Genomic DNA, 20812 nt, shown 5'->3' with positions numbered 1-20812 from the left:
TTTCACGTCCTTTCCTTCACGCTCTCCCCTTCCAAAAAGGTATAGGGGATCAATTCATGGGCGCGCTTCGCTCCGTCCTGAATCTGGTGGATCAGCAGATCCACGCTCCGCTCCGCCAGCCGCTGGGCGTCCTGGCGAACGGTGGTGAGCCGGGGCACCGCGTACCGCCCCAGCACAATGCCGTCGTAGCCCAATATAGAGATATCCTCCGGCACCCGCAGCCCCCGGTCATGGAGGGCCCGCATGGCCCCCAGGGCCTGCACGTCGGACATGGCAAACACGGCGGTCATTCCGGGCAGCTTATCCAGCAGCCGCTCCATGGCGGCGTACCCTCCCGACAGATCGAAGCGGGCGGTCTCATATTGGCTCGCCTCGTCCAGAACCAGTCCCCGGTCGGCAAAGGCCTGCCGCACCCCTTCCAGGCGGGCCTGGGCGGCGTCGGACTGCTCCGCCCGGCCGCCCAGGATACCAATGGTCCGGTGGCCCAGTTCCATCAGCCGCTCCACCGCCCGGCGGGCGCCGTCGGTATCGTCGGTGGAGACGCTGGACAGATTGGGCTGGTCCAGCCCGGCCGCCGAGTTGGTCACCAGCACACATGGGATGGTGATACTGTGAAAGCCGGCCCGGAACAGGCTCAGGTTGCTGCCCAGGAAGAGGATGCCCATGGGCCGCCGCTCCCGGCACACCCGGATGGCCTGATCGATCTCATCGTCATCCTCATCGATGTAGTAGATCAAGCTGGGGTATCCGCTGTCCCGGATACGGGTCTGGATACGCTCCACCAAATCGGCAAAGAGCATATTCTGGGTGCCTTTGACGATAAGTGCCACTCCGCTGCTGGCCTGCTGCTTAAGGTGCTTGGCATTGCTGTTGCGCGTAAAATTGTGGGCCTCCACCACCGCCATCACCTTGGCGCGGGCCTCCTCGGATACGTCCGGGCGGTTGTTGAGTACCCGGGAGACGGTACCCACCGCATAGCCGGACAGCTTGGCGATGTCTTTGATGGTCAAAGAAACTCACCTCTTGTCGGTCTGCGTCTTTTTTATCCCTTGACCGCGCCGGCGGCCACGCCCTTGATGATGTGCTTCTGGCAGGACAGATAGAAGATAACCACCGGGATCACGGCCATAATGAGGGCCGCCATAATGGCGCCCATATCCACCCGGCCATAGGAGCCCTTCATATACTGAATGACGATGGAGATGGTCTTATACTTCTTGATGTCCAGGGTCAGGTAGGGCAGCAGGAAGTCGTTCCAGATCCACATGGTCTCCAGAATACCCACGGAGATGTAGGTGGGCTTCATGATGGGGAGCACCACCGAGAAGAAGGTGCGGATGGGAGAACAGCCGTCGATCATGGCGGCCTCCTCGATCTCGATGGGGATGGACTTGACGAAGCCGCAGAACATAAACACCGCCAGTCCCGCGCCAAAGCCCAGGTAGATGATGATAAGGCCCCAGGGGGTACCCAGGCCCAGCCGATCGGTGACCAGGGACAGGGTGAACATGACCATCTGGAAGGGAACCACCATAGAGAACACGCACAGGATGTAGATAGCCTTGGTGACCCTGGTTCGCACCCGGGTGATAAACCAGGCGCACATGGAGGTGCAGATCAGAATGACGAGCACCGAGCCCACGGTGATGAACACCGTCCACCCCACCGCTTTCAGGAAGTCGTACTGGTTGATGGCGGTAGCGTAGTTGTCCAGACCAGTAAAGGTGGTCTCATTGGGCAGCTTGAAGGGCTCCAGATTGATGTAGGACTTCTTTTTGAAGGAGTTGAAGAGTACCACCACAACGGGCAGCACATAGAAAATACTGATGAAGGTAAACAGGCCGGTGCCCAGCCGGTTCAGCCGCTTTTTCCGGATCATTACTGCTGCACCTCCTTGGAACGGGTGGCTTTCAGCTGGATCAGGCCGATGGCTACCACCAGGATGAAGAAGACCACGGCCTTTGCCTGGCCCACGCCCTCCCAGCCGGTGCGGCCGTAGAAGGTATTGTAGATGTTCAGCGCCAGCATCTCGGACATCTTGGAGGGTTCGCCGGCGGTGAGGGACAGGTTCTGGTCAAAGAGCTTGAAGCCGTTGACCACCGACAGGAAGGTACAGATGGTGATGGAGGGCATCATCATGGGGATGGTAACCTTAAAGAGGCGCTGGGGACCGCTGGCGCCGTCAATGGCAGCGGCCTCCATCACGTCGCCGGGGATGGACTGGAGACCGGCGATGTAGATGATCATCATATAGCCGATCTGCTGCCAGGCCACCAGGATAATGAGGCCCCAGAAGCCGTACCACTCGTTGAGGTTGAGGGCGGTGGCAAAGGGGGCCAGCAGGCCGTTGAAGATCAGCTGCCAGATGTAGCCCAGCACGATGCCGCCGATCAGATTGGGCATGAAGAACACGGTGCGGAAGATATTGGTGCCCCGCAGCTTCTGGGTCAGGGCCAGGGCGATGGCAAAGGCGATTACATTGATGACCACCAGGGAGACCACCGCGAAGAGGGCCGTATACCAAAAGGAATGGAGGAATACGGGGTCCTGGAAGGCCTTGATGTAGTTGCTCAGGCCCACGAAGGTGGCGTCGGTCACGGTGGTGAACTCACAGAAGGACAGCCAGATACCCATAATGAAGGGCACGATGAAGCCAATGGTGAATGCGATCAGAGTGGGCAGCAAAAAGATGGGAAAATACCGCTTGATTGCCTTTTCCAAAGGATCGACCTCCTCTCTCATTGCTCAGAAAGGCAGAGGCAGCGGGCGGACAGAATGCCCGCCCGCTGCCGGTTCAGCAGTTATTTTTGGGGGTCAGTCTCAGCCGTTGACGGCGGCAGCCTCGGAGGCCCAGCCATCCACGAAGGCGGATACCACGGCGTCCCACTTGGCATCGGTCTGGTCAGCGGCATATGCGGTCAGCGCGGAGCCCACGCCGTTCTTCCACTCCTCGGAGGGCATGGTGGAGAAGTTCCAGGACACGGACTCATAGCCGTCGGCCACATACTGGTTGCCGATGTTGACCAGGGGATTGGTGGACTCCAGGTTGCCCTTGAAGGGGATCACGAAGCCCATACCGGCCTGGCCGGAGGGCATGGCGCCCTCGCCGCCGCACATGGCCTTGGTGCCGGTCTCGGAGGTGACGCACCAATACATGAAGTCCAGGGTGGCCTGGATGTCAGCCTCGGAGGCCTTGGCGTTGACGCACCAGTAGTTCTCAGTACCGGTACACAGGCCCTGCTTCTCTTCGCCTTCCACACCGATGTAGATGGGCAGCATACCCAGGTTGTCGTCGCCCAGCTCGGCCACGTCGTTGTAAGCCCAGGTGCCGTTCTGATAGAACACGGCCTGACCGGTCACAAACTCGGCCACGGCGTCGTCGCCGGTCTTGGTGGACAGCAGCGCAGGCTCACAGGTGGCGTTGTTGATGTACAGATCCCAGATCTGGCGGTAGTTGTCCAGGTAGGTACCCTTGATGGCGTCGGTGTTGTCGATGCCGTCGGCCTTGTACTCATAGTAGATGGGCAGGTTGGCCAGGTGGGTCTTGAAGCGCCAGTCGGAGGAGCCGTCCATACCGGCGGAGGTGAAGGCGGAGAAGCCCAGCTCGTCCTTGCGGGCGGTGATGTCCTCGGCCACCTTCTTCAGGTCGTCAAAGCTCTTGATGTCATCGGCGGTGTAGCCGGCCTGCTCCAGCAGGGCCTTATTGTAGATGATGCCGTAGGTCTCGATGACGTAGCCGATGCCGGCCATCTTGTCCCCGTCCATCAGGGCGAACTCGTCGCTGGACAGCTCGCCGGCCACGGCGGAGCCGGTCAGATCATAGCAGTAATCCTTCCAGGCGGCCAGACCCACAGGGCCGTTGACCTGGAACAGGGTGGGGGCGTCGGTCTTGGCCATCTCGGACTTCAGGGTGGTCTCGTAGTTGCCGGAGGCGGCGGTGAGGACGGTGACCTCCACGCCGGTCTCAGCGGTGTAGAGCTCGGCAAGTTCCTGCCACTGGGCGTCCTGCTCAGGCTTGAAGTTCAGGTAATAGACCTTGCCGCCGGTGGCGTCGCCGCCGCCGCTGGGGGAGGAGTCGCCGGAGGGGGTGGTGTCGCCGCCGCCGCAGCCGGCCAGCATACCGGCCACCATGGTACCGGTCAACGCAAGCGCAAACAGACGTTTCTTCATTCTAAGTTCCTCCTGTCACAGTTGATTCGTGTCTCGGCTGGAAACGTTTCATGGAAACGTTTCCAGCTCCCTGTGATTGAATCTTACTCCTTCCCGCTTCCATTTTCAAGCATCTTTTTGTCAAACTCCCCAATTTCAGCTTTGCGCTTAATTTATATGCTGTTATTTTGTACAATATGCCAAATCACAAAACCGTTTAGTCCAATTTAAGCAGCTCCATAAGCTTGTCACACCGGTTGTCCTCGGGATGTTCTAATACATGGAGGGCCAGCTTCCGCTGGGCCGCGCCGATCTCCCTGCCCTTTAGACCAAGGGCCGCCAGCTCCCCGCCGGACAGGGCCAGCCGCCGCAGAACCTCCTCCTCCGGGTGGCGCACCCCCCGGCGCAGGGCCCGCTCCACCGGCAGACATTCGATGGGAAATCCGGTGGCGGCGCAGAACCCCCGCCACCGGGGGATGGGTTGGGGAGGCAGCTCCCTCAGACAGGACAGATCAGGGCAGCTGCATACCGGCCACAGGTGGGACAGCAGTCCCCAGCGGAGCAGCTCCCCCGCCCGCTCCGGGTGAGGTGAGAGGAGGATTTTCTCCAGCTCCGCCTTGATCCGTTCCCCTGACACCCGGGCCATCCGCCCGGCATTGCGCCGGATGGCCTCCTCGGTCTCCGGCGCGATGGCAAAGCCCAGCTGGGCGGCAAAACGCACCGCCCGCAGCATTCTCAGCGCATCCTCGGCAAAGCGCCGGTCCGGCTCCCCCACACACCGAATGATCCCGGCGTTCAAATCATCCCTCCCGTCAAAGGGGTCCACTACCTCCCCTTCCGGGCCCAGGGCCATGGCGTTGATGGTAAAATCCCGCCGGGCCAGGTCCTGGGTGAGGCCCGCGTCAAACGTCACCCCGTCCGGGTGCCGTCCGTCGGAATACCCTCCCTCCCGGCGGAAGGTGGTCACCTCCACCGGGCCGTCCTCCGTCAGGACGGTGACGGTGCCATGCTGTATCCCCGTGGGGACGGTATGCTCAAACAGCCCCATTACCTGCTCCGGATAGGCGGAGGTACACACGTCGTAGTCTCCCGGCGTGCGGCCCAGCAGCAGATCCCGAACGCAGCCACCCACCGGATGGGCAGCACAGCCTGCCTTCCGCAGGATATCCAAGCAATGCTGCACGCCTTCCGGAATCGGCCACTTCTTCATTTTCTCCACCTCCCCCGGTATGTTTGGCTTGCTATTTACCTATAATGGATTATAATATAGTGTTGAACTTTTATCATTATAATCTGTAGAAAAGGGTGTGTAAACCCCATGACCAATTCCAACATTCACGACTATCTGACGCCCGGCCATAAAGCCCATCTCATCGGCATCGGCGGCGTTTCCATGTCTCCCCTGGCCGAAGTGCTCCACAAAATGGGGGTCGAGATTACCGGCTCGGATATGAACGACAGCGCCACCGTGGAGCATCTGCGCTCTCTGGGCATCCCCGTGGCCATCGGCCACCGGGCGGAAAACGTGGCGGGCGCCGACCTTATCATCCGCACCGCCGCCGTCCACGACGACAATCCGGAGGTCGCCCAGGCCCACGCCTCCGGTATCCCCGTCTTTGAGCGGGCCCAGGCCTGGGGTTCCATTATGCGGGGCTATAAGAACGCCCTGTGCATCTCGGGTACCCACGGCAAGACCACCACCACCTCTATGTGTACCCACATCATCATGGCGGCTCAGATGGACCCCACCGTTATGATTGGCGGCACGCTGCCTCTGCTGGGCGCCGGCTACCGGGTGGGCCACGGGGACACCATTATTCTGGAGAGCTGCGAATACTGCAACTCCTTTCTCTCCTTCTTCCCCACTGTGGCAGTGATCCTCAACATTGAGGCCGATCACCTGGACTTCTTCAAGGACCTGGACGATGTGGAGCACTCCTTCCGTGCCTTTGCCGACCGGGTGCCGGAAAACGGCCTGATCGTGGCCAACGCCGACGACGCCAACACCATGCACACGTTGGAAGGCGAAACCCGCCCTGTTCTCACCTTCGGTCTGGAGGAAGGCGATGTCCACGCCGCTAACCTGACATGGAGTCGGGGGCTGCCCACCTTTGACATCATCTATCGTGGCGAAGTCTTTACCCGGGTAGGCCTGCGGGTCCCCGGAGAACACAACGTGAAAAACGCCCTGGCTGCGGCAGCCGCTGCCATCGCCCTGGCTGTCTCCCCCAAGGCGGTAAGCGAAGGTCTCAACGCATTCCGGGGCGCCGGCCGCCGCTTTGAGCACAAGGGCACTTACAATGGCGCCGAGGTGTACGACGACTACGCCCATCATCCTGGTGAGCTTCAGGCCCTGCTGGCCGCCGCCCGTACCCTGGGTTATGAGCGGATTATCTGTGCCTTCCAGCCCCACACCTACAGCCGCACCAAAGCCCTGTTCGACGACTTTGTTAAGGTCCTGCGTCAGCCCGATGTCACCCTGCTGGCCGAGATCTATGCCGCCCGTGAAACCAACGATCTGGGCATCTCTTCGCAGGACCTGGCCGACCAGATTCCCGGCAGCATTTACTGCCCCACCCTGGAGGATGTAACCGCCAAGCTGAAGGAGTTGGCCCAACCCGGTGATCTGATCCTCACCGTAGGCGCCGGCAACATCTATACCGCCGGCGAGGCCCTTCTCCAAAAATGAGCCATTCTTTCTCTCGCTAAAGCAAAAGAGAAAATTATACCACAAATTTCCGCTGTTGACAAGACTGTTAAAGAGACGTACAATGGTCTTAGTGTCCTGTCCCTTTTGTTCTCTTTTCACAAATATGAATAAGGAGTGGAATCGACATGGAAGAGAAAAAGTACACCTCGATGATCCGTCTGCGGATGTCTGCGAAGGACGCCCACTACGGCGGAAACCTGGTGGATGGCGCCCATATGGTGCATCTGTTCGGCGACGTGGCTACCGAGCTGCTGATCCAGTGTGACGGCGACGAGGGCCTGTTCTGCGCTTACAACAACATTGAGTTCAAGGCGCCTGTGTATGCCGGCGACTTCATCGAGGCCTATGGTGAGATTACACACATCGGCAACACCTCCCGCAAGATGAAGTTTGAGGCCCGCAAGGTGGCGGTGCCCCGCCCCGACATCAGCGATTCCGCTGCTGATTTCCTGGATGAGCCCATTGTGGTGGCCATTGCCGAGGGTACCTGCGTGACCCCCAAGAAGTGCCAGCGCAAGGAGCATTGATCCTGCCTACATGAGAAAAGTCCGCCGCGAAGGAACCTTCGCGGCGGACTTTTTTATTGTGCGGCAGGCGAACCGCTTCGCTCCGCCAGAATACGGGGGAAGAAATGGAGGAAAAGAATGGTGGTGACGGTGGCCGCCACCGCGTCGGCGATGGGTTCGGACAGGAAGGTGGCCTCCGCCGACACCAGGGCGGGCAGCAGCAGCAGACAGGCCAGAAAAACCGTCTTACGGAACAGAGAACAGAACAGCGCCAACCGCACATGACCCAGGGCGGTGGTCTCGTCCACCAGGGGATACTGGATGGCCAGAGGCAGGATCATAGCGGTAAACACCTTGATATAGCCCACTGAGCGGTCAATCAGTTCCGGATTCTGAGTAAAGAGCCGGACAAACACCGGAGACAGGGTGTAGGTCACCACAGTCATCAGGGCACAGAAGGTCAGGCACAGTCCCACAATGGATTTCATGGCCCGCTTGATCCGGGCGGCGTTGCCTGCGCCGTAATTAAAGCTGATTACCGGCTGAGTACCCAAGGTCAGGCCACCCATGGGCATGGTGATGAGAAGCAGATAGCTCTGCACAATGGTGGCGCAGACCACCAGCTTGTCGCCCAACTCTGGGCCGCCGTAGTGCTGGAGCACTGTGTTGAGGACGATGAGCAGCACGCTGTCGGTGGCAATGATCAGGAAGGGGGACAAGCCAAATGTGACAATCCGCATCATGATCTTCCGGTCAAAGCCGCCCCATCGCAGGGGCACCGGCATCTTTTTCCGCAGCAGAGAGCAGAGCACGAAGGCGCAGGAGGCCATCTGGGAGATGACCGTAGCCAGAGCCGCACCCGCCACATCCAACTTTAAAACAAAGATAAAAATGGGGTCCAGCACAATATTGAGCACCGCCCCCAGCATCACTGTGGCCATACCCAGGCCGGAAAAGCCTTGGGCGATCAAAAAGCTGTTCATGCCGGTGGCCATCAGGGCAAAGAAGGTACCGGCGGTGTAGATGGTCAGGTAGGTATCGGCGTAGCCGAAGGTAGCCTGGCTGGCGCCAAACCACTGGAGCAGAAGCCCCTTCATGGCTAGAAACAGTCCCGTCAGTCCCACCGACAACACCAGCAGCATAAAAAAGCTGTTGGACAGCACCCGGCTGGCCTCCTTCCGGTTCCCCTCCCCCATCCGCATGGCCAGAATGGGGGAGCCGCCCAGCCCCACCAGAGAGGCAAAGGAGCTGAGCAGCGTGACGATAGGGCCGCACACACCCACTCCCGCCAGGGCCAGATCCCCGATCTGGGGAATGTTTCCAATGTAAATGCGGTCTACAATGCTATAGAGTACGCTGACCAGCTGGGCCAGCATGGTGGGAATGGCCAGCTTGCACACCAGGCGAAAAACTGGATCATGCCCCAAATCGTTGGTCCGTTTCATCTCGCTCCTCCTTCAGACAGTCCACGGCATTATACCTCTTTTTTCTGCGCTCGTAAAGGGGCTATCCTGTCAAATCACTCCACCTGCCGAAGGTTTTAGCACTCTCTTCATATGAGTGCTAAAAATTCACACTCCGTTCATGATTTTTGTTTTGCAGGGGACTATACTGAGGACAAACAAAAAGCTGCCCCTTGAAAGGAGTGTTTTTTATGAATGCACAGAAATATACCCAGAAGTCTCTGGAGGCCGTCCAGACCGCCCAGAGTCTGGCCACGGAATATGGTAACCAGCAGATCGAGCAGCCTCACCTGCTGCTGGCACTGCTCAGCGACGAGTCCGGCCTGATTCCCCAGCTGTTGGGGAACATGGGTCTCACCGTTCCCTCTTTCACCGCCGCCACCAAGGCGGAGGTGGAAAAACTGCCCCGTGTCTCCGGTTCCGGCCGTGAGCAGGGCAAGATCTATGTGGCTCAGGATGTGGACAAGTGCCTGAATACCGCCGAGTCCATCGCCTCCTCCATGAAGGACGAATATGTCTCGGTGGAGCACCTGCTGCTCTCCCTGATCGACACCGCCAACCGGGAGCTGAAGGAACTCTTCCGTACCTATAACGTCACCAAGGAAGGGGTGCTCCAGGCTCTGACCGCCGTCCGCGGCAATCAGCGGGTCACCTCCGACAACCCGGAGGACACCTACAACGCCCTGAAGAAGTATGGCTCCGATCTGGTAGAGCGGGCCCGGCAGAACAAGCTGGACCCGGTGATCGGCCGTGATGACGAGATCCGCAACGTGATCCGTATTCTGAGCCGCAAGAGCAAAAACAACCCCGTCCTCATCGGTGAACCCGGCGTAGGCAAAACCGCCATCGCCGAGGGCCTGGCCCAGCGAATTGTCAAGGGCGACGTGCCCGGCTCCCTGAAGGACAAGACCATCTTCGCTCTGGATATGGGTTCCCTCATTGCGGGTGCCAAGTACCGGGGCGAGTTTGAGGAGCGGCTGAAGGCCGTCCTCAACGAGGTGAAGAAGTCCGAGGGTCGTATCATCCTCTTCATCGACGAGTTGCACACCATCGTGGGCGCCGGCAAGACCGAGGGCGCCATGGACGCCGGCAACCTGCTGAAACCCATGCTGGCCCGTGGCGAGCTCCACTGCATTGGCGCCACCACCCTCAACGAGTACCGCCAGTATATCGAGAAGGACGCCGCTCTGGAGCGGCGGTTCCAGCCCGTACAGGTCTGCGAGCCTACGGTGGAGGACACCATTGCCATCCTCCGTGGCCTGAAGGAGCGCTATGAGGTGTTCCACGGCGTAAAGATCCAGGACGGCGCCATCATCGCCGCCGCTACCCTGTCCGACCGCTATATCACCGACCGTTTCCTGCCCGATAAGGCCATCGACCTGATCGATGAGGCCTGCGCCATGATCCGCACCGAGATCGACTCCATGCCCACCGAGCTGGACATCATCCAGCGTAAGATCATCCAGCACGAGATCGAGGAGGCCGCCCTGAAGAAGGAGGACGACGCCCTCTCCCGTGAGCACCTGGCCGAGATCCAGAAGGAGCTGGCCGAGATGCGGGATGAGTTCAACGCCAAGAAGGCCCAGTGGGAGAACGAGAAGAATGCCATCGGCAAGGTCCAGAAGCTGCGGGAGGACCTGGAAGCCGCCAACGCCGAGCTGGAGAAGGCTCAGCGGCAGTACGACCTGAACAAGGCCGCCGAACTGCAGTATGGCAGAATCCCCGAGCTGCGCAAGCAGCTGGAGGCGGAGGAGGCCATTGCCAACGAAGGCAAAGCCCGTTCCCTGCTGCGGGATAAGGTCACCGAGGAGGAGATTGCCCGCATCATCGAGCGCTGGACTGGCATCCCCGTAGCCAAGCTGATGGAGGGGGAGCGCGAGAAGCTGCTCCATCTAGAGGACATCCTCCACCAGCGTGTGGTGGGCCAGGACGAGGCAGTTCGTCTGGTGTCCGAGGCCATTCTGCGCAGCCGGGCCGGTATCGCCGACCCCAACCGGCCCATCGGCTCCTTCCTGTTCCTGGGCCCCACCGGCGTGGGCAAGACCGAGCTGGCCAAGACCCTGGCCGAAGCCTTGTTTGACTCCGAGAAAAACATGGTGCGTATCGACATGAGCGAGTATATGGAGAAATTCTCTGTGTCCCGTCTGATCGGTGCACCTCCGGGATATGTGGGCTATGAGGAGGGCGGTCAGCTCACCGAAGCCGTCCGCCGTCATCCCTACTCTGTGGTCCTCTTCGACGAGGTGGAGAAGGCCCATCCCGATGTGTTCAATATCCTGCTTCAGGTGCTGGACGACGGCCGTATTACCGACAGCCAAGGCCGCACCGTGGACTTCAAGAACACCATCATCATCCTGACCTCCAACCTGGGCTCCCAGTATCTGCTGGACGGCATCGACGCCAATGGCGAGATCACCGAGGAGGCCAAGAGCGCCGTGCAGGAGCTGCTGCGCCACTCCTTCCGGCCCGAGTTCCTCAACCGTCTGGACGAGATCGTGTTCTACAAGCCCCTCACCAAGGACAACATCACCCACATCATCGACCTGCTGGTGGGCGAGCTCAACCGCCGTCTGGAGGAGAAGCAGCTAAAGGTGGTCCTCACCGACGCTGCCAAGCGCTTCATCATCGACAGCGCCTACGATCCCGCTTTCGGCGCCCGTCCCCTGCGCCGCTTCGTGCAGCACGGGGTGGAGACCCTCATCAGCCGGAAGATTATCGCCGACCAAGTGGAGCCCGGCGATACCCTTACCGTGGACTGCGTCAACGGCGAACTGACCGTGGAGGCCAAAAGCGTCCTCTCCGGCCAGGTCGTGGACCAGGCCTGATCCTTTCCAACTCCCACCAGCCCCTGAACGGGTTTGCTTCCCGTTCAGGGGCTTTTTTTGATAAAATGGAGTGAAACACCGTCAGGTATACCGCCGCTCTGTCGTACTGTTGGGTGAAAGGGGGGAAAGGCATGGATACCACCATGGACCGGGACCGGGAGGCCCAGCGGGTGCTGGACCAGTACGGCAGGCTGCTGCGCACGGTGACGGACGCTCTACTGCCCGGATACCCGGAGGAGGCCGAGGAGTGCGTCCAGGACGCCCTGTGGGCCTATGTAGACGGCCCCCAAACGTGGGACCCGACCCGGGGGAGCGAAAAAACCTATCTCTGCGTACTGGTCCGCAGCCGGGCCAAGGACCGCCGCCGCAGATTAGCCGCCCGGCGGGAGGACTCCCTGGAGGAACACCAGGGGACCCTGTGGGCAGAGGACCACGCCGAGCGCTCCGCCCTTCGGGACGGTGTCCGCCGTGTTCTGGAGGCCTTGGGTCCTGAGGAACGGCGACTCTTCACCCTGCGCTTTCTCTATCAGTGGCCCTCCGCAGAGATCGGGCGTACCATGGGCCTGTCCCCCAACGGGGTGGACGCCCGGGTGACCCGCCTGCGCAAGAAGCTGAAGCGGCTGCTGGCCCAACAGGGGCTGGGCTGGGACGGAAAGGAGGATACCAGATGAAAGCCTATCATTGGGACGAGCTGTTGGAAGATGAGGACCTTATGGAATTGACAGAGGAGACCATGGGCCCCAGGACGGCACGGCCCATTTCCTGGAGGCGGCTGGGGGCTCTGGCGGCCTGTCTGGCCCTGATCCTGTGCCTGACCAACTACCAGGCCCTGGCCACCGGGGTACAAACCCTCATCCGCTATTTCTCCGGGGTGGGAGCGGCAGAAACAGGGGCGGATCTCCGCATCCAGGAGGGCGAGCTGGAATTCGAGCTCAGCGGCCGCACCTATCTCATCTCCGGAGCCTACGCTCGGGAGGGTATTCTCTTTGTCCCCCTGGAGGTGGTCTCCCGCTCGGAGGAGCGGCTCAACGGCAGCAACTACCAAAATCTGTACGTCAAGATGGAGGTCAGCCAGGAGGAGCAGGCCCTAGCCGGCAGCAATCCCTTCCTCAGCCTGTCGGACAATGGCTCCTACTCCACGGGACAGTATACCGCCCTGACCCGCAAGCGCGTCTCCTTCTCCCCTCTGTGGGAGGAGCAGTATCTGGGCTGGCGCTATCTGCCGGAGGGCTATCAGACCTACGCCCAGGCCGTCTTTACCTATGAGGCGGCAAATCCGGACGGCAGCTATACCCTGCGGGTGGAGGACTATCTGACCAACCAGGTTCGGGAGGTGGAGCTGACTCTGGCCCCTCCGGAGGAGATCGCGGCAATCTGTGAACAGCGCACCGTGGACGAGGTACAGGTCACCGCCCTGGTCTCGGCGGACGGCCGCCGCCTGTCCCTCTACGGCACGATGGTCAAGACGGAGGAGTGGTGGAAGTCCCTGGTGGAATTGCAGGCCGAGCACATCTATGGAGTCCAGTTCATGGAGGCGGACGGCACCTGTCATCAGGGGATTCCCCGCCGTCCGGGCGGCTTGGATGGGGCGGGATACCCCCAGGAGATCCTGCTCACGCAGGACACAGGCCCCATCACCGCGGTGCGCATCCAGCGTATCTATTACGCCTATGACGATATGGACGAGGGACTGATAAGCCAGTGGGTGGACCTGGACTGGATCATCCCCCTGACCTGATTCCCCAACAAAAAACGACCGCCTGTCGGCGGTCGTTTTTGCGTTTACCGTTTTCCGTGGATCAGGGGGGACAGGGGCTTGTAGATCAAAAAGCAGATCACCGCGTCCAGCAGACCCTTCAGCAGGGTGAAGGGGGCATTGAACACCACAAGGCACTCCAGCAGGCCGTTGGTGGAGGGACGGATGGCCTGATACATCCCGATGATGGTATCGATAGGCATAAAGTTGGAGTAAATGGGGTAGGTAATATAGTAGTTCAGGGGGATGGACAGCAGGGCCATGATGATCGCACCCACCAGAGCGCCCAAAATGGCGGTCTTGCGGGACTTGTGGAGCTGGTAGAGCAGGCCCGCCGGGAACACAAAACAGGCACCCAGCAGGAAGTTGCACAGTTCACCGGCACCGCCGGTGGTGGTGATAAGCAGGTGGAGCAGGTTCTTCACCAGGCACACCACCACACCGTACACCGGTCCCAGGCCGAAGGAAGCCAGCAGGGCGGGCAGCTCGGACACATCCATCTTTACAAAGCTGGGGATGATGGGGAGAGAAAACTCCAGGAACATCAGCACAAAGGCCACGGCGGAAAACATGGCCGTCACCGTAACGGCGCGAGCCCCCGCCCGCCGCCGGGCGGAAACAGAATTGGTCATAACAAAACACTCCTCATTACCGGATCTGCTGAACCAAACTGCCGTTCAGAGTTCCATGCAATGGGAGCGTGCCAATGTACCACACGTCTTCTTCCATCCAGACTTCGCACATTGTGCGTCACTGTCGGTCCCGGAGTTCCACCGGGTCGGCCAAAACGGCTCGCGGACTTTACCGCCGATCGGGATTTTCACCCTGCCCTGAAGACAGTCATTCAGTTGTCATCCCCTATTATACACATTCCAACACAATTTGCAACTGCTTTCTAAGGCAAAAACAAATGTTCGATTTTTATTGACTTCCAATAGGGAATCGTTTACAATATGGGCAGCATCAAACTGCGGAGAGGGGTTGGCTATGAGACGGGACATCAGTTGCTGCTTTACCGGGCATCGGCCGGAAAAGCTGCCCTGGGGTGAGGACGAGCAGGACCCCTCTTGCCTGGAAATCAAGGATAAGCTGGCCGCGTCGGTAGTGCGGGCCTATGAAGCCGGATACCGACATTTTCTGTGCGGCATGGCCCGGGGCGCTGACTTTTACTTCTGTGAGGCTGTGCTTGCTCTGCGGGAGCAGATGCCCGATGTCACGCTGGAAGCGGTTATTCCCTGTGAGGAGCAGGCCGCCCGCTGGAGCGAGCGGGACCGGGACCGGTATTACGCACTGGTGGAAGCCTGCGATGGGGAGACCATGGTGCAGCGCCGCTATGACAAGGGCTGTATGCTCCGCCGCAACCGCTATCTGGTGGATCACGCCGCCCGGCTTATCTCCATCTACAATGGAATGCTGGGGGGCACCATGTATACCATCAGCTACGCCATGAAGCAGGAGCTGGAACTGGATATTATCTATCTGTAAAAATCAGGGCCGGACAAAAGTCCGGCCCTGATTTTTATTACAATTCCTCCCCGGCCCGGTAAGCAAGCACCACATATTCCCAGTGCTCCTCTGCCTCCGGCCGGAGGGCTCCGTGCTTCTCCAGATAATCCGTCACCAGCTCCATCAGCTCCTTACGCTGGGCGGTATCCAGATGGAGGGCCCCAAAGCGGAGCACCCCGTAGTCTTTCAGTTCCTGTTCCTCATAGCGGTACACGTTATCCAGCAAACTGCGGAAGGTGCTGTCCACCAAATTTGCTGCCAGGGCCTCCCGCTCGCCCTGAAAGCCGTCCTTCCGGCCCAGACACAGCCGCAGTCTCACATCCCGCATCTGATAGTAAGTCGTCTTGCTCCCGTCCCGCCGGGTACCCTCCCGGGCCGACACCAATCCTATTTTCACCAGCTTGTTCAAATGGGAATGGGCGGCACTGGGAGACAGCTGCATCCGCTCCGCCACCTCATTGGCGGACAGCGGCCGAGCCACCAGGCGCAGCAGATGGATCATTTCCTGCCGTACCGGGTTGAGCATCACGCGCAGTTGCTTTTTTTCCGTCAGTTCTACCGTATACTCCACCAGTGGGGCCTCCTTTGCCACGAAACCGGTTCACATGATCCTTTGTTATCATGATAACACTTACCGTTTGGTAATGGCAAGAGATTTTAGCCCCTCCATCCATTTTTTCTGATTTACGCGGGACGCATATTCTCCCCTTCGCTGACCACCAGGGTATCTCCCTGGCAGAGTACCGTTCCCCCTTTGGGTACGGCGGTGGTACCGTCCGCCCGGCGGACCAGTACAATGAGCACCTCCGTCGGCAGATCCAGCTCCCGGATGGTGCGGCCAATCCATTCCTTATGCTCCTCCACCGGAAGCTCCCGCAGGCTGACACCGCCGTCGTCCTGATAGATGGGCGTGCTCACCACCAGCAGGTCCCCCGCCTGGACCACGGTGCTGCCGTTGGGGATCAGACTCTCTTCCCCCCGGCGGATGGTGACCACCAGAGCATCGGCAGGCAGATTGCACTCCCCTACCGTTTTTCCCTCCCAGGGGTGTCCCTGCTGGATGCGGAAGCGGGTCAGGTGGAGCTGCTGCTGGTCCTGATAGTCGTTGAAGGTCCGTCCAATGTTGTCCTCCGTGTCCACCATATCCAGCTTGCGGGCCACCAGGGGCAGCAGGGAACCCTGAACTGCCACGGACAGCAGGGAGATACAAAAGACAATATGGAACAGATCATAGCCGGTTTCCGCTCCCCCGGCCAGAGCCATAATGGCAAACACAATGGAGGCCGCGCCCCGCAGTCCCGCCCAGGACACCAGCAAACATTGACGCAGTTTGCACCGGAAGGGAGCCAGCAGCACAAAGACCGCCAGCGGCCTGGCCACCAGCGTCAGGAACAGGGCGATGGCCACTGCCGGAAGGAGTACGCCGGGCATCTGCGTGGGGTAGGACAGCAAGCCCAGCAGGAAAAAAATGATGATCTGGCCCAGACCGGTCAGGCCGTCAAAAAAATGGACCAGGGAGGGCTTATGAGGAATTTTGGCGTTGCCAAGAAGGATCCCTGCCAGATAGGTACCCAGGTAGCCGTTGCCTCCCACGGCAGCAGGCAGAGCATAGGCCAACAAGGCGGCTGCCAGCACAAAGATGGAGTCCATGCCGTCCGCCAGATGGACCCGCCGCAGAACGAGCACCGACAGGCCGGCCACCGCCAGGCCCAGCGCAACACCAAATACGACCTGGGAAAAGACCATCCAGATCAGATTGCCGCTCTCCCCCACCCCCATCAGAGAGAGAGCAATCATGGTCAGCATATAGGACATGGGATCGTTGCTGCCACTTTCCAGCTCCAGCAGGGAGGCCGTATGGTACCGCAGGCCCAGTTTTTTGGAGCGCAGAATGGAGAACACCGAGGCCGCGTCGGTGGAGCTAATCACCGAGCCGGTGAGGAAGCTGGTCAGAGGCGGAAACCCCAATGCAAAATGGCAGAAGAGGGCGGTAAGCAGAGCGGTCATCGCCACTCCCAGGGTGGACAACACCACCGCCCTGGCCGCTGCCGGTTTGGCGGCTTCCCAGCGGGTGCCGAATCCGCCGTAAAACATAATAAAGATCAGAGCCACCGAACAGATCTGCTCCGCCGCCCGGAAGTCATCGAAGGGGATACGCAGCAGCCCATCGGAGCCAAACAGCATCCCCAGGGCCATAAAGAGCAGCAGCGCCGGCACTCCGGCCCGCTGAGAGAAACGGCTGGCCAAAATACAGGCTACCAGCACCACCCCGCATAAAATCAACATATATACCATCTATTACCTCCTTTTGCTGCAAAACAGCTCCGGTCCTTCCCAGGTCGGAGCTGTTTCAGGTTCTCCAACTGATATTCCGCTGTTCTCAGGACCGCCGACCGTCGAACCGGGGGTCAAGCGCATCCCGCAGGCCGTCTCCGATACCCGCCAAACAGAGCACCGTGAGAATAATGCACAGCCCCGGCGGCAGCCACACCCAGGGCCGGGCGGTGAGCACCGTCAGGTTACTGGCATACTGGATCATACTGCCCCAGGATGCCTGGGGTGCCCGGATGCCGAAGCCCAGAAAACTAAGGCTGGATTCCGACAGGATGGCCCGCCCCGCCCGCAGGGGGATGGAGCACCATACGGGGGAGATCACATTGGGCAGTACGTTTCGCCGCAGGATGGTCCCGGTCCGGGCGCCAAGGCCCTTGGCTGCCAGCACATATTCCCGCTCACGCACTGCCAGGGTATTGCCGTACACCAACCGGGCAATTCCCGTCCAGCCCAGCAGGCCCAGCACCAGTACGATATTGGTGGCCGACGGACCCACTACCGTCACCAGGCAGAGCACCAGCACGATAGAGGGAAAGGTCTGAAAGATATCAGCCAACCGCATGATCCAGAACTCCCAGGCTCCCCGGCGGTAACCCGCCAGCAAGCCCAGAGGCACGCCCAGAGCGGTGCTGATGGCGGCAGAGCTCAGGCCAATGAAGAGGGATACCTGCCCTCCGCTCAGCAGCCGGGCCAGCAGGTCCCGGCCCACATCGTCGGTACCCAGGGGGTGCTGTGCCGACGGCGGCGCCCAGAAGCCGGCCTCCAAATCGCTGGCATTGGGCTCCAGACCCAGCAGCGGCGGCAGCAGCAATACCGCAAGGATCTCCAGGCAGAGTATATAAAGACATACCATCGCCCTCCGGTCCGCCCTAAACCGGTCCCAGGGGCTGCGGCCTAACCGTTTTTCCTCCATAGCCCTACCCCTTCCCATAGCGCACCCTGGGGTCCACCAGTCCGTAGACCAGATCCAGGAGCAGGTTGGTCAGGAGCACCGTCAGGGCGATGACCACCGTGACGCCCATCACCACGGGATAGTCCCGGCCGGAGATACCGGAAAACAGAAGGCTGCCCATACCCTGCCAGCCAAAGATCTGCTCCACCACCACGGAGCCACCCAGGATATGAGGAATGTGGCTGAGAATGGTGGTAAGCACCGGGATCATAGAGCCACGGAAGGCATGGCGTACCATGACCGCCCGTTCAGTGAGCCCCTTGGCATAGGCAGTGCGGATATAGTCCTCTCCCAAAGTCTCCAGGCAGGCGGCCCTGGTCTGCTTCACCAGCTCGCCCACGCTGCTCAGACACACCACCCCTGCCGGGAGGATCAGATGGCGGAGCAAGTCGGCCAGGCTGGTAAACCGCCCGGCGGCATACATCCCGTTGGCGGGCAGCCAGCCCAGAGTGACGGAAAAGACAAAGATGCCGGCCAGGCAGAGGAAAAAGCCAGGCACACCGAAACTGACCAAGCTAAGGGCAGAGGCCGCCCGGTCCCAGCCGGACCGGGGCTTCCAGGCAGCCAACACCCCCAAGGGCAAAGCGATGGCTATCGCCAGCACCACACCGGTGCCGGTGAGCAGCAGGGAGGGCCCTACCCGCTGGGCAATGAGACCAGCCACCGGTTTCCCGTTGGTGTAGGAATTGCCCAGGTCTCCCCGGAGCAATCCGCCCAGCCAGGAGAGATACCGCTGCGGCAGGGGCTGGTCCAGCCCCAGAGAGGCAGCCAGAGCGGAGCGGTCGGCGTCGGTGGCGCCACTTCCCTCCCCCATCAGGTCCAGGATGGAGCCCTGGGCCAGATTAAGCATACAAAATACCAGAATCGTAATTCCGAAAAAGACCGGAATGGCCGTCAGCAGACGACGGCGGAAATATTGTCCCATAGTTTTCGCTTCCTCCTGCACTTCCGGCCCCAATCAGGGGCACGGGCCGCTATGGGCGGCGGCCCTACGGAGGTCTTTCTAGTTTTGAGAAGGGGCCTTTCAGGCCTCCTTCATGCGCCACGCCCAGATGTTCTCATTGGAGAAACTGGACGAGGGGTAGTCGATGTTGTCCACTGTGGGAGACTGGGCATGGAGGGTACGGCCAAACCACAGGGGGATAAAGGGCCGCTGATCAGCCAGCAGCTCCTGCAGCTTATCCAGCATGACCTGCCGGGTTTCCCAACCGGAGGAACTCTTGATCTGGTCAATATAGTAAGTGTAGGGCTCCAGATCGGCGATGTGGAAGATGTTGTTGCTCTCACTGAGGCGGCTTTCGGTAAACCACAGGGGCAGGGCGCCGGGGGTGTGGCTGGCAATGGCCATATCATATTTGCCGTCGGCCATGCCGGAAAAGAGAGCGGCGGAGTCCACCGTCTCAATGGTCACATTCATATCCACCTCAGCCAGTTCCTGCTGCATGAGGGCGGCCAGACCGGAGCGGTTGGAGGTACAGGCCAGGGTATAGGTCCGTCCGTCGTAGCCTCCCTGCTCCAGCAGCGTCTTGGCTCCCTCCACGTCCCGCTGCCAGGTCAGGGAGCAAGTGTACTCCGTACCCGGAGTCACGTCGGTAGCGGTAGGCTCGCCCAGACCATGGGTGGACTGAAGGCACAGTGCCTCCTTATCCAGGGCCAGATCGATGGCCCGGCGCACCTCTGCACTGGGGATGGTCTCGCAGTTGAGCATCAGTTCATAGAAGGTGTTGGGGACCTCGCCCTCCAGCACCTCAATGCCTCCCGCTTTGGCGGTTTCAGCATCATCCATGGACAGGTTGCCGCCAAAAGCATAGTAATCCAGATCTCCTGAAATGAGGGAGGACAACAGGTTGGACTTATCGATCACCGTCACCACCAGCTGATCAAAGTCGGGACAGCCCAGCTGATAGTCCTTGTTGATGTCCAGCACCAGCTGGCTGCCCGGGATCTCCTCCACAAACTTGCAGGGGCCGGAGCCTACAGGTGCGTCCCACAGGTCAAGCTCCATAATGTCCGCCGGTTCGGTATCCGCCAGCAGATGGGTGGGCAGCACATAGAGCTCCCGGTTTTTGTCCAGCAGGAAGTCCTCCGGGGTGGTAGCGCTCTTGAAGGTGAGCTTCAGGGTGTACTCATCTACTGCCTCCGCCCCCAGCTGCTCCCCCGCCACAGCGCAGCCGTTGCTGTCGGTGCCCGCCAGCACGGAGAAGGTACCACGGCCCAGGGCCGGACAGTCCGGGTTGGTAATGAGGGCAATGGTATCCGCCCAGTGCTGGGCGGTCACCGGAGTGCCGTCGTGGAAGGCGGCCTTTTCATCCAGGTGGAAAAGCACCGCCATACCGTCGTCGGTACTCTCCCAGCTTTTAGCGCCTCGGGGGTCCAGGGTGCCGTCAGCGTGGACATAGGCCAGCCGGTCATAAATCTTGTCGCAGACAATACGGGTGTAGTTGCTGCCCGAAGGACTGTTATAGGGCATCAGGGAGTCCCAGGCATTGGATAGGCCATAGCGCACCGTGACCTGCTCCGCGGTCTCTTTCTCTCCGCCGCAGGCCGTCAGCCCCAGGGCCAGAACGGCTGCCATCAGTAATGCGATCAGTCGTTTCATGTCGTTCCTCCG

General features: G+C 60.3%; 18 protein-coding genes and 1 riboswitch. Of the genes, 6 read left to right on the top strand and 12 right to left on the bottom strand.

Annotated features, from left to right (window positions below):
* Positions 1-2 precede the first annotated feature (2 nt).
* The 5 genes from B5G06_RS06175 to B5G06_RS06155 form a co-directional block, all read right to left on the bottom strand.
* Positions 3-1010 (bottom strand): LacI family DNA-binding transcriptional regulator, encoded by a 1008-nt coding sequence (locus B5G06_RS06175; RefSeq protein WP_087188219.1) that lies wholly within the window; start codon positions 1008-1010, stop codon positions 3-5.
* 32 nt (positions 1011-1042) lie between these two features.
* Entirely contained in the window at positions 1043-1879 is an 837-nt protein-coding gene (locus B5G06_RS06170) for a carbohydrate ABC transporter permease (protein ID WP_087188218.1), read from the bottom strand.
* Complete coding sequence (locus tag B5G06_RS06165) at positions 1879-2721, bottom strand: carbohydrate ABC transporter permease (protein ID WP_087188217.1); 843 nt, start codon at positions 2719-2721, stop codon at positions 1879-1881. Before B5G06_RS06165 ends, B5G06_RS06170 begins: the two co-directional genes overlap by 1 nt.
* Before the next feature lie 99 nt (positions 2722-2820).
* The gene (locus tag B5G06_RS06160) at positions 2821-4170 is read right to left on the bottom strand and encodes an ABC transporter substrate-binding protein (RefSeq protein WP_087188216.1); all 1350 of its coding nucleotides are present in this window, start codon (positions 4168-4170) and stop codon (positions 2821-2823) included.
* A 196-nt stretch (positions 4171-4366) separates the two neighbouring features.
* A complete protein-coding gene (locus B5G06_RS06155; protein WP_087188215.1) occupies positions 4367-5359 on the bottom strand; it encodes a CCA tRNA nucleotidyltransferase in 993 nt (330 codons plus the stop codon).
* A 108-nt stretch (positions 5360-5467) separates the two neighbouring features.
* Between B5G06_RS06155 and murC the strand changes: the two genes are divergently transcribed.
* Together murC and B5G06_RS06145 are read left to right on the top strand one after the other, a co-directional pair.
* A complete protein-coding gene (gene murC, locus B5G06_RS06150) occupies positions 5468-6838 on the top strand; it encodes a UDP-N-acetylmuramate--L-alanine ligase (protein WP_087188214.1) in 1371 nt (456 codons plus the stop codon).
* Between the two features lie 146 nt (positions 6839-6984).
* Positions 6985-7386 (top strand): hotdog fold domain-containing protein, encoded by a 402-nt coding sequence (locus B5G06_RS06145; RefSeq protein WP_087188213.1) that lies wholly within the window; start codon positions 6985-6987, stop codon positions 7384-7386.
* Between the two features lie 53 nt (positions 7387-7439).
* Here B5G06_RS06145 and B5G06_RS06140 read toward each other — a convergent pair whose 3' ends face one another.
* Positions 7440-8810, bottom strand: coding sequence for an MATE family efflux transporter (locus B5G06_RS06140; protein WP_087188212.1), 1371 nt, complete (start codon positions 8808-8810; stop codon positions 7440-7442).
* Positions 8811-9019: 209 nt separating this feature from the next.
* Here B5G06_RS06140 and clpB point away from each other — a divergent pair, with 209 nt between their 5' ends.
* From clpB to B5G06_RS06125, 3 genes are all read left to right on the top strand, one after another.
* On the top strand, positions 9020-11653 hold the full coding sequence (clpB, locus tag B5G06_RS06135) for an ATP-dependent chaperone ClpB (RefSeq protein ID WP_087188211.1): 2634 nt from the start codon (positions 9020-9022) through the stop codon (positions 11651-11653).
* Positions 11654-11784: 131 nt separating this feature from the next.
* Complete coding sequence (locus B5G06_RS06130) at positions 11785-12324, top strand: sigma-70 family RNA polymerase sigma factor (protein WP_087188210.1); 540 nt, start codon at positions 11785-11787, stop codon at positions 12322-12324.
* Complete coding sequence (locus tag B5G06_RS06125; RefSeq protein WP_087188209.1) at positions 12321-13391, top strand: hypothetical protein; 1071 nt, start codon at positions 12321-12323, stop codon at positions 13389-13391. Before B5G06_RS06130 ends, B5G06_RS06125 begins: the two co-directional genes overlap by 4 nt.
* A 44-nt stretch (positions 13392-13435) precedes the next feature.
* Here B5G06_RS06125 and B5G06_RS06120 read toward each other — a convergent pair whose 3' ends face one another.
* Positions 13436-14041 carry an ECF transporter S component gene (locus B5G06_RS06120; protein ID WP_087188208.1) on the bottom strand — a complete coding sequence of 202 codons (606 nt, stop codon included), beginning with the start codon at positions 14039-14041 and terminating at the stop codon, positions 13436-13438.
* Positions 14042-14122: 81 nt separating this feature from the next.
* A riboswitch (FMN riboswitch) is annotated at positions 14123-14251 on the bottom strand.
* Between the two features lie 145 nt (positions 14252-14396).
* Between B5G06_RS06120 and B5G06_RS06115 the strand changes: the two genes are divergently transcribed.
* Positions 14397-14894 (top strand): SLOG family protein, encoded by a 498-nt coding sequence (locus B5G06_RS06115; protein ID WP_087188207.1) that lies wholly within the window; start codon positions 14397-14399, stop codon positions 14892-14894.
* 37 nt (positions 14895-14931) lie between these two features.
* Here the strand turns inward: B5G06_RS06115 and B5G06_RS06110 are convergent, their stop codons facing one another.
* The 5 genes from B5G06_RS06110 to B5G06_RS06090 all read right to left on the bottom strand — a co-directional run bounded on the left by B5G06_RS06110 (position 14932) and on the right by B5G06_RS06090 (position 20800).
* Positions 14932-15486 (bottom strand): winged helix-turn-helix domain-containing protein, encoded by a 555-nt coding sequence (locus tag B5G06_RS06110; RefSeq protein WP_087188206.1) that lies wholly within the window; start codon positions 15484-15486, stop codon positions 14932-14934.
* 113 nt (positions 15487-15599) lie between these two features.
* Positions 15600-17210, bottom strand: a complete 1611-nt coding sequence (locus tag B5G06_RS06105) for a potassium/proton antiporter (RefSeq protein ID WP_087188205.1) — start codon at positions 17208-17210, stop codon at positions 15600-15602.
* 85 nt (positions 17211-17295) lie between these two features.
* Positions 17296-18102: an ABC transporter permease gene (locus tag B5G06_RS06100; protein ID WP_242955374.1), complete on the bottom strand. Its 807-nt coding sequence runs from the start codon at positions 18100-18102 to the stop codon at positions 17296-17298.
* A gap of 64 nt (positions 18103-18166) precedes the next feature.
* The gene (locus tag B5G06_RS06095) at positions 18167-19126 is read right to left on the bottom strand and encodes an ABC transporter permease (protein ID WP_087188203.1); all 960 of its coding nucleotides are present in this window, start codon (positions 19124-19126) and stop codon (positions 18167-18169) included.
* 99 nt (positions 19127-19225) lie between these two features.
* Positions 19226-20800 carry an ABC transporter substrate-binding protein gene (locus B5G06_RS06090; RefSeq protein WP_087188202.1) on the bottom strand — a complete coding sequence of 525 codons (1575 nt, stop codon included), beginning with the start codon at positions 20798-20800 and terminating at the stop codon, positions 19226-19228.
* Between the last annotated feature and the right edge of the window lie 12 nt (positions 20801-20812).

The organism is Flavonifractor sp. An52 (genome assembly GCF_002159385.1).
Classification (GTDB): Bacteria; Bacillota; Clostridia; order Oscillospirales; family Oscillospiraceae; genus Flavonifractor; species Flavonifractor avicola.
This window is presented reverse-complemented; position numbering and strand designations above follow the sequence as displayed.

Excerpts from the sequence above, each read along its gene's own strand:
- B5G06_RS06095 (WP_087188203.1), bottom strand. The coding sequence starts at position 19,126 with ATGGGACAATATTTCCGCCGTCGTCTGCTGACGGCCATTCCGGTCTTT.
- clpB (WP_087188211.1), top strand. The coding sequence starts at position 9,020 with ATGAATGCACAGAAATATACCCAGAAGTCTCTGGAGGCCGTCCAGACC.
- B5G06_RS06115 (WP_087188207.1), top strand. The coding sequence starts at position 14,397 with ATGAGACGGGACATCAGTTGCTGCTTTACCGGGCATCGGCCGGAAAAG.
- B5G06_RS06100 (WP_242955374.1), bottom strand. The coding sequence starts at position 18,102 with ATGGTATGTCTTTATATACTCTGCCTGGAGATCCTTGCGGTATTGCTG.
- B5G06_RS06090 (WP_087188202.1), bottom strand. The coding sequence starts at position 20,800 with ATGAAACGACTGATCGCATTACTGATGGCAGCCGTTCTGGCCCTGGGG.
- B5G06_RS06160 (WP_087188216.1), bottom strand. The coding sequence starts at position 4,170 with ATGAAGAAACGTCTGTTTGCGCTTGCGTTGACCGGTACCATGGTGGCC.
- B5G06_RS06145 (WP_087188213.1), top strand. The coding sequence starts at position 6,985 with ATGGAAGAGAAAAAGTACACCTCGATGATCCGTCTGCGGATGTCTGCG.
- B5G06_RS06170 (WP_087188218.1), bottom strand. The coding sequence starts at position 1,879 with ATGATCCGGAAAAAGCGGCTGAACCGGCTGGGCACCGGCCTGTTTACC.
- B5G06_RS06120 (WP_087188208.1), bottom strand. The coding sequence starts at position 14,041 with ATGACCAATTCTGTTTCCGCCCGGCGGCGGGCGGGGGCTCGCGCCGTT.
- B5G06_RS06155 (WP_087188215.1), bottom strand. The coding sequence starts at position 5,359 with ATGAAGAAGTGGCCGATTCCGGAAGGCGTGCAGCATTGCTTGGATATC.
- B5G06_RS06105 (WP_087188205.1), bottom strand. The coding sequence starts at position 17,210 with ATGGTATATATGTTGATTTTATGCGGGGTGGTGCTGGTAGCCTGTATT.
- B5G06_RS06140 (WP_087188212.1), bottom strand. The coding sequence starts at position 8,810 with ATGAAACGGACCAACGATTTGGGGCATGATCCAGTTTTTCGCCTGGTG.
- B5G06_RS06130 (WP_087188210.1), top strand. The coding sequence starts at position 11,785 with ATGGATACCACCATGGACCGGGACCGGGAGGCCCAGCGGGTGCTGGAC.
- B5G06_RS06125 (WP_087188209.1), top strand. The coding sequence starts at position 12,321 with ATGAAAGCCTATCATTGGGACGAGCTGTTGGAAGATGAGGACCTTATG.
- murC (WP_087188214.1), top strand. The coding sequence starts at position 5,468 with ATGACCAATTCCAACATTCACGACTATCTGACGCCCGGCCATAAAGCC.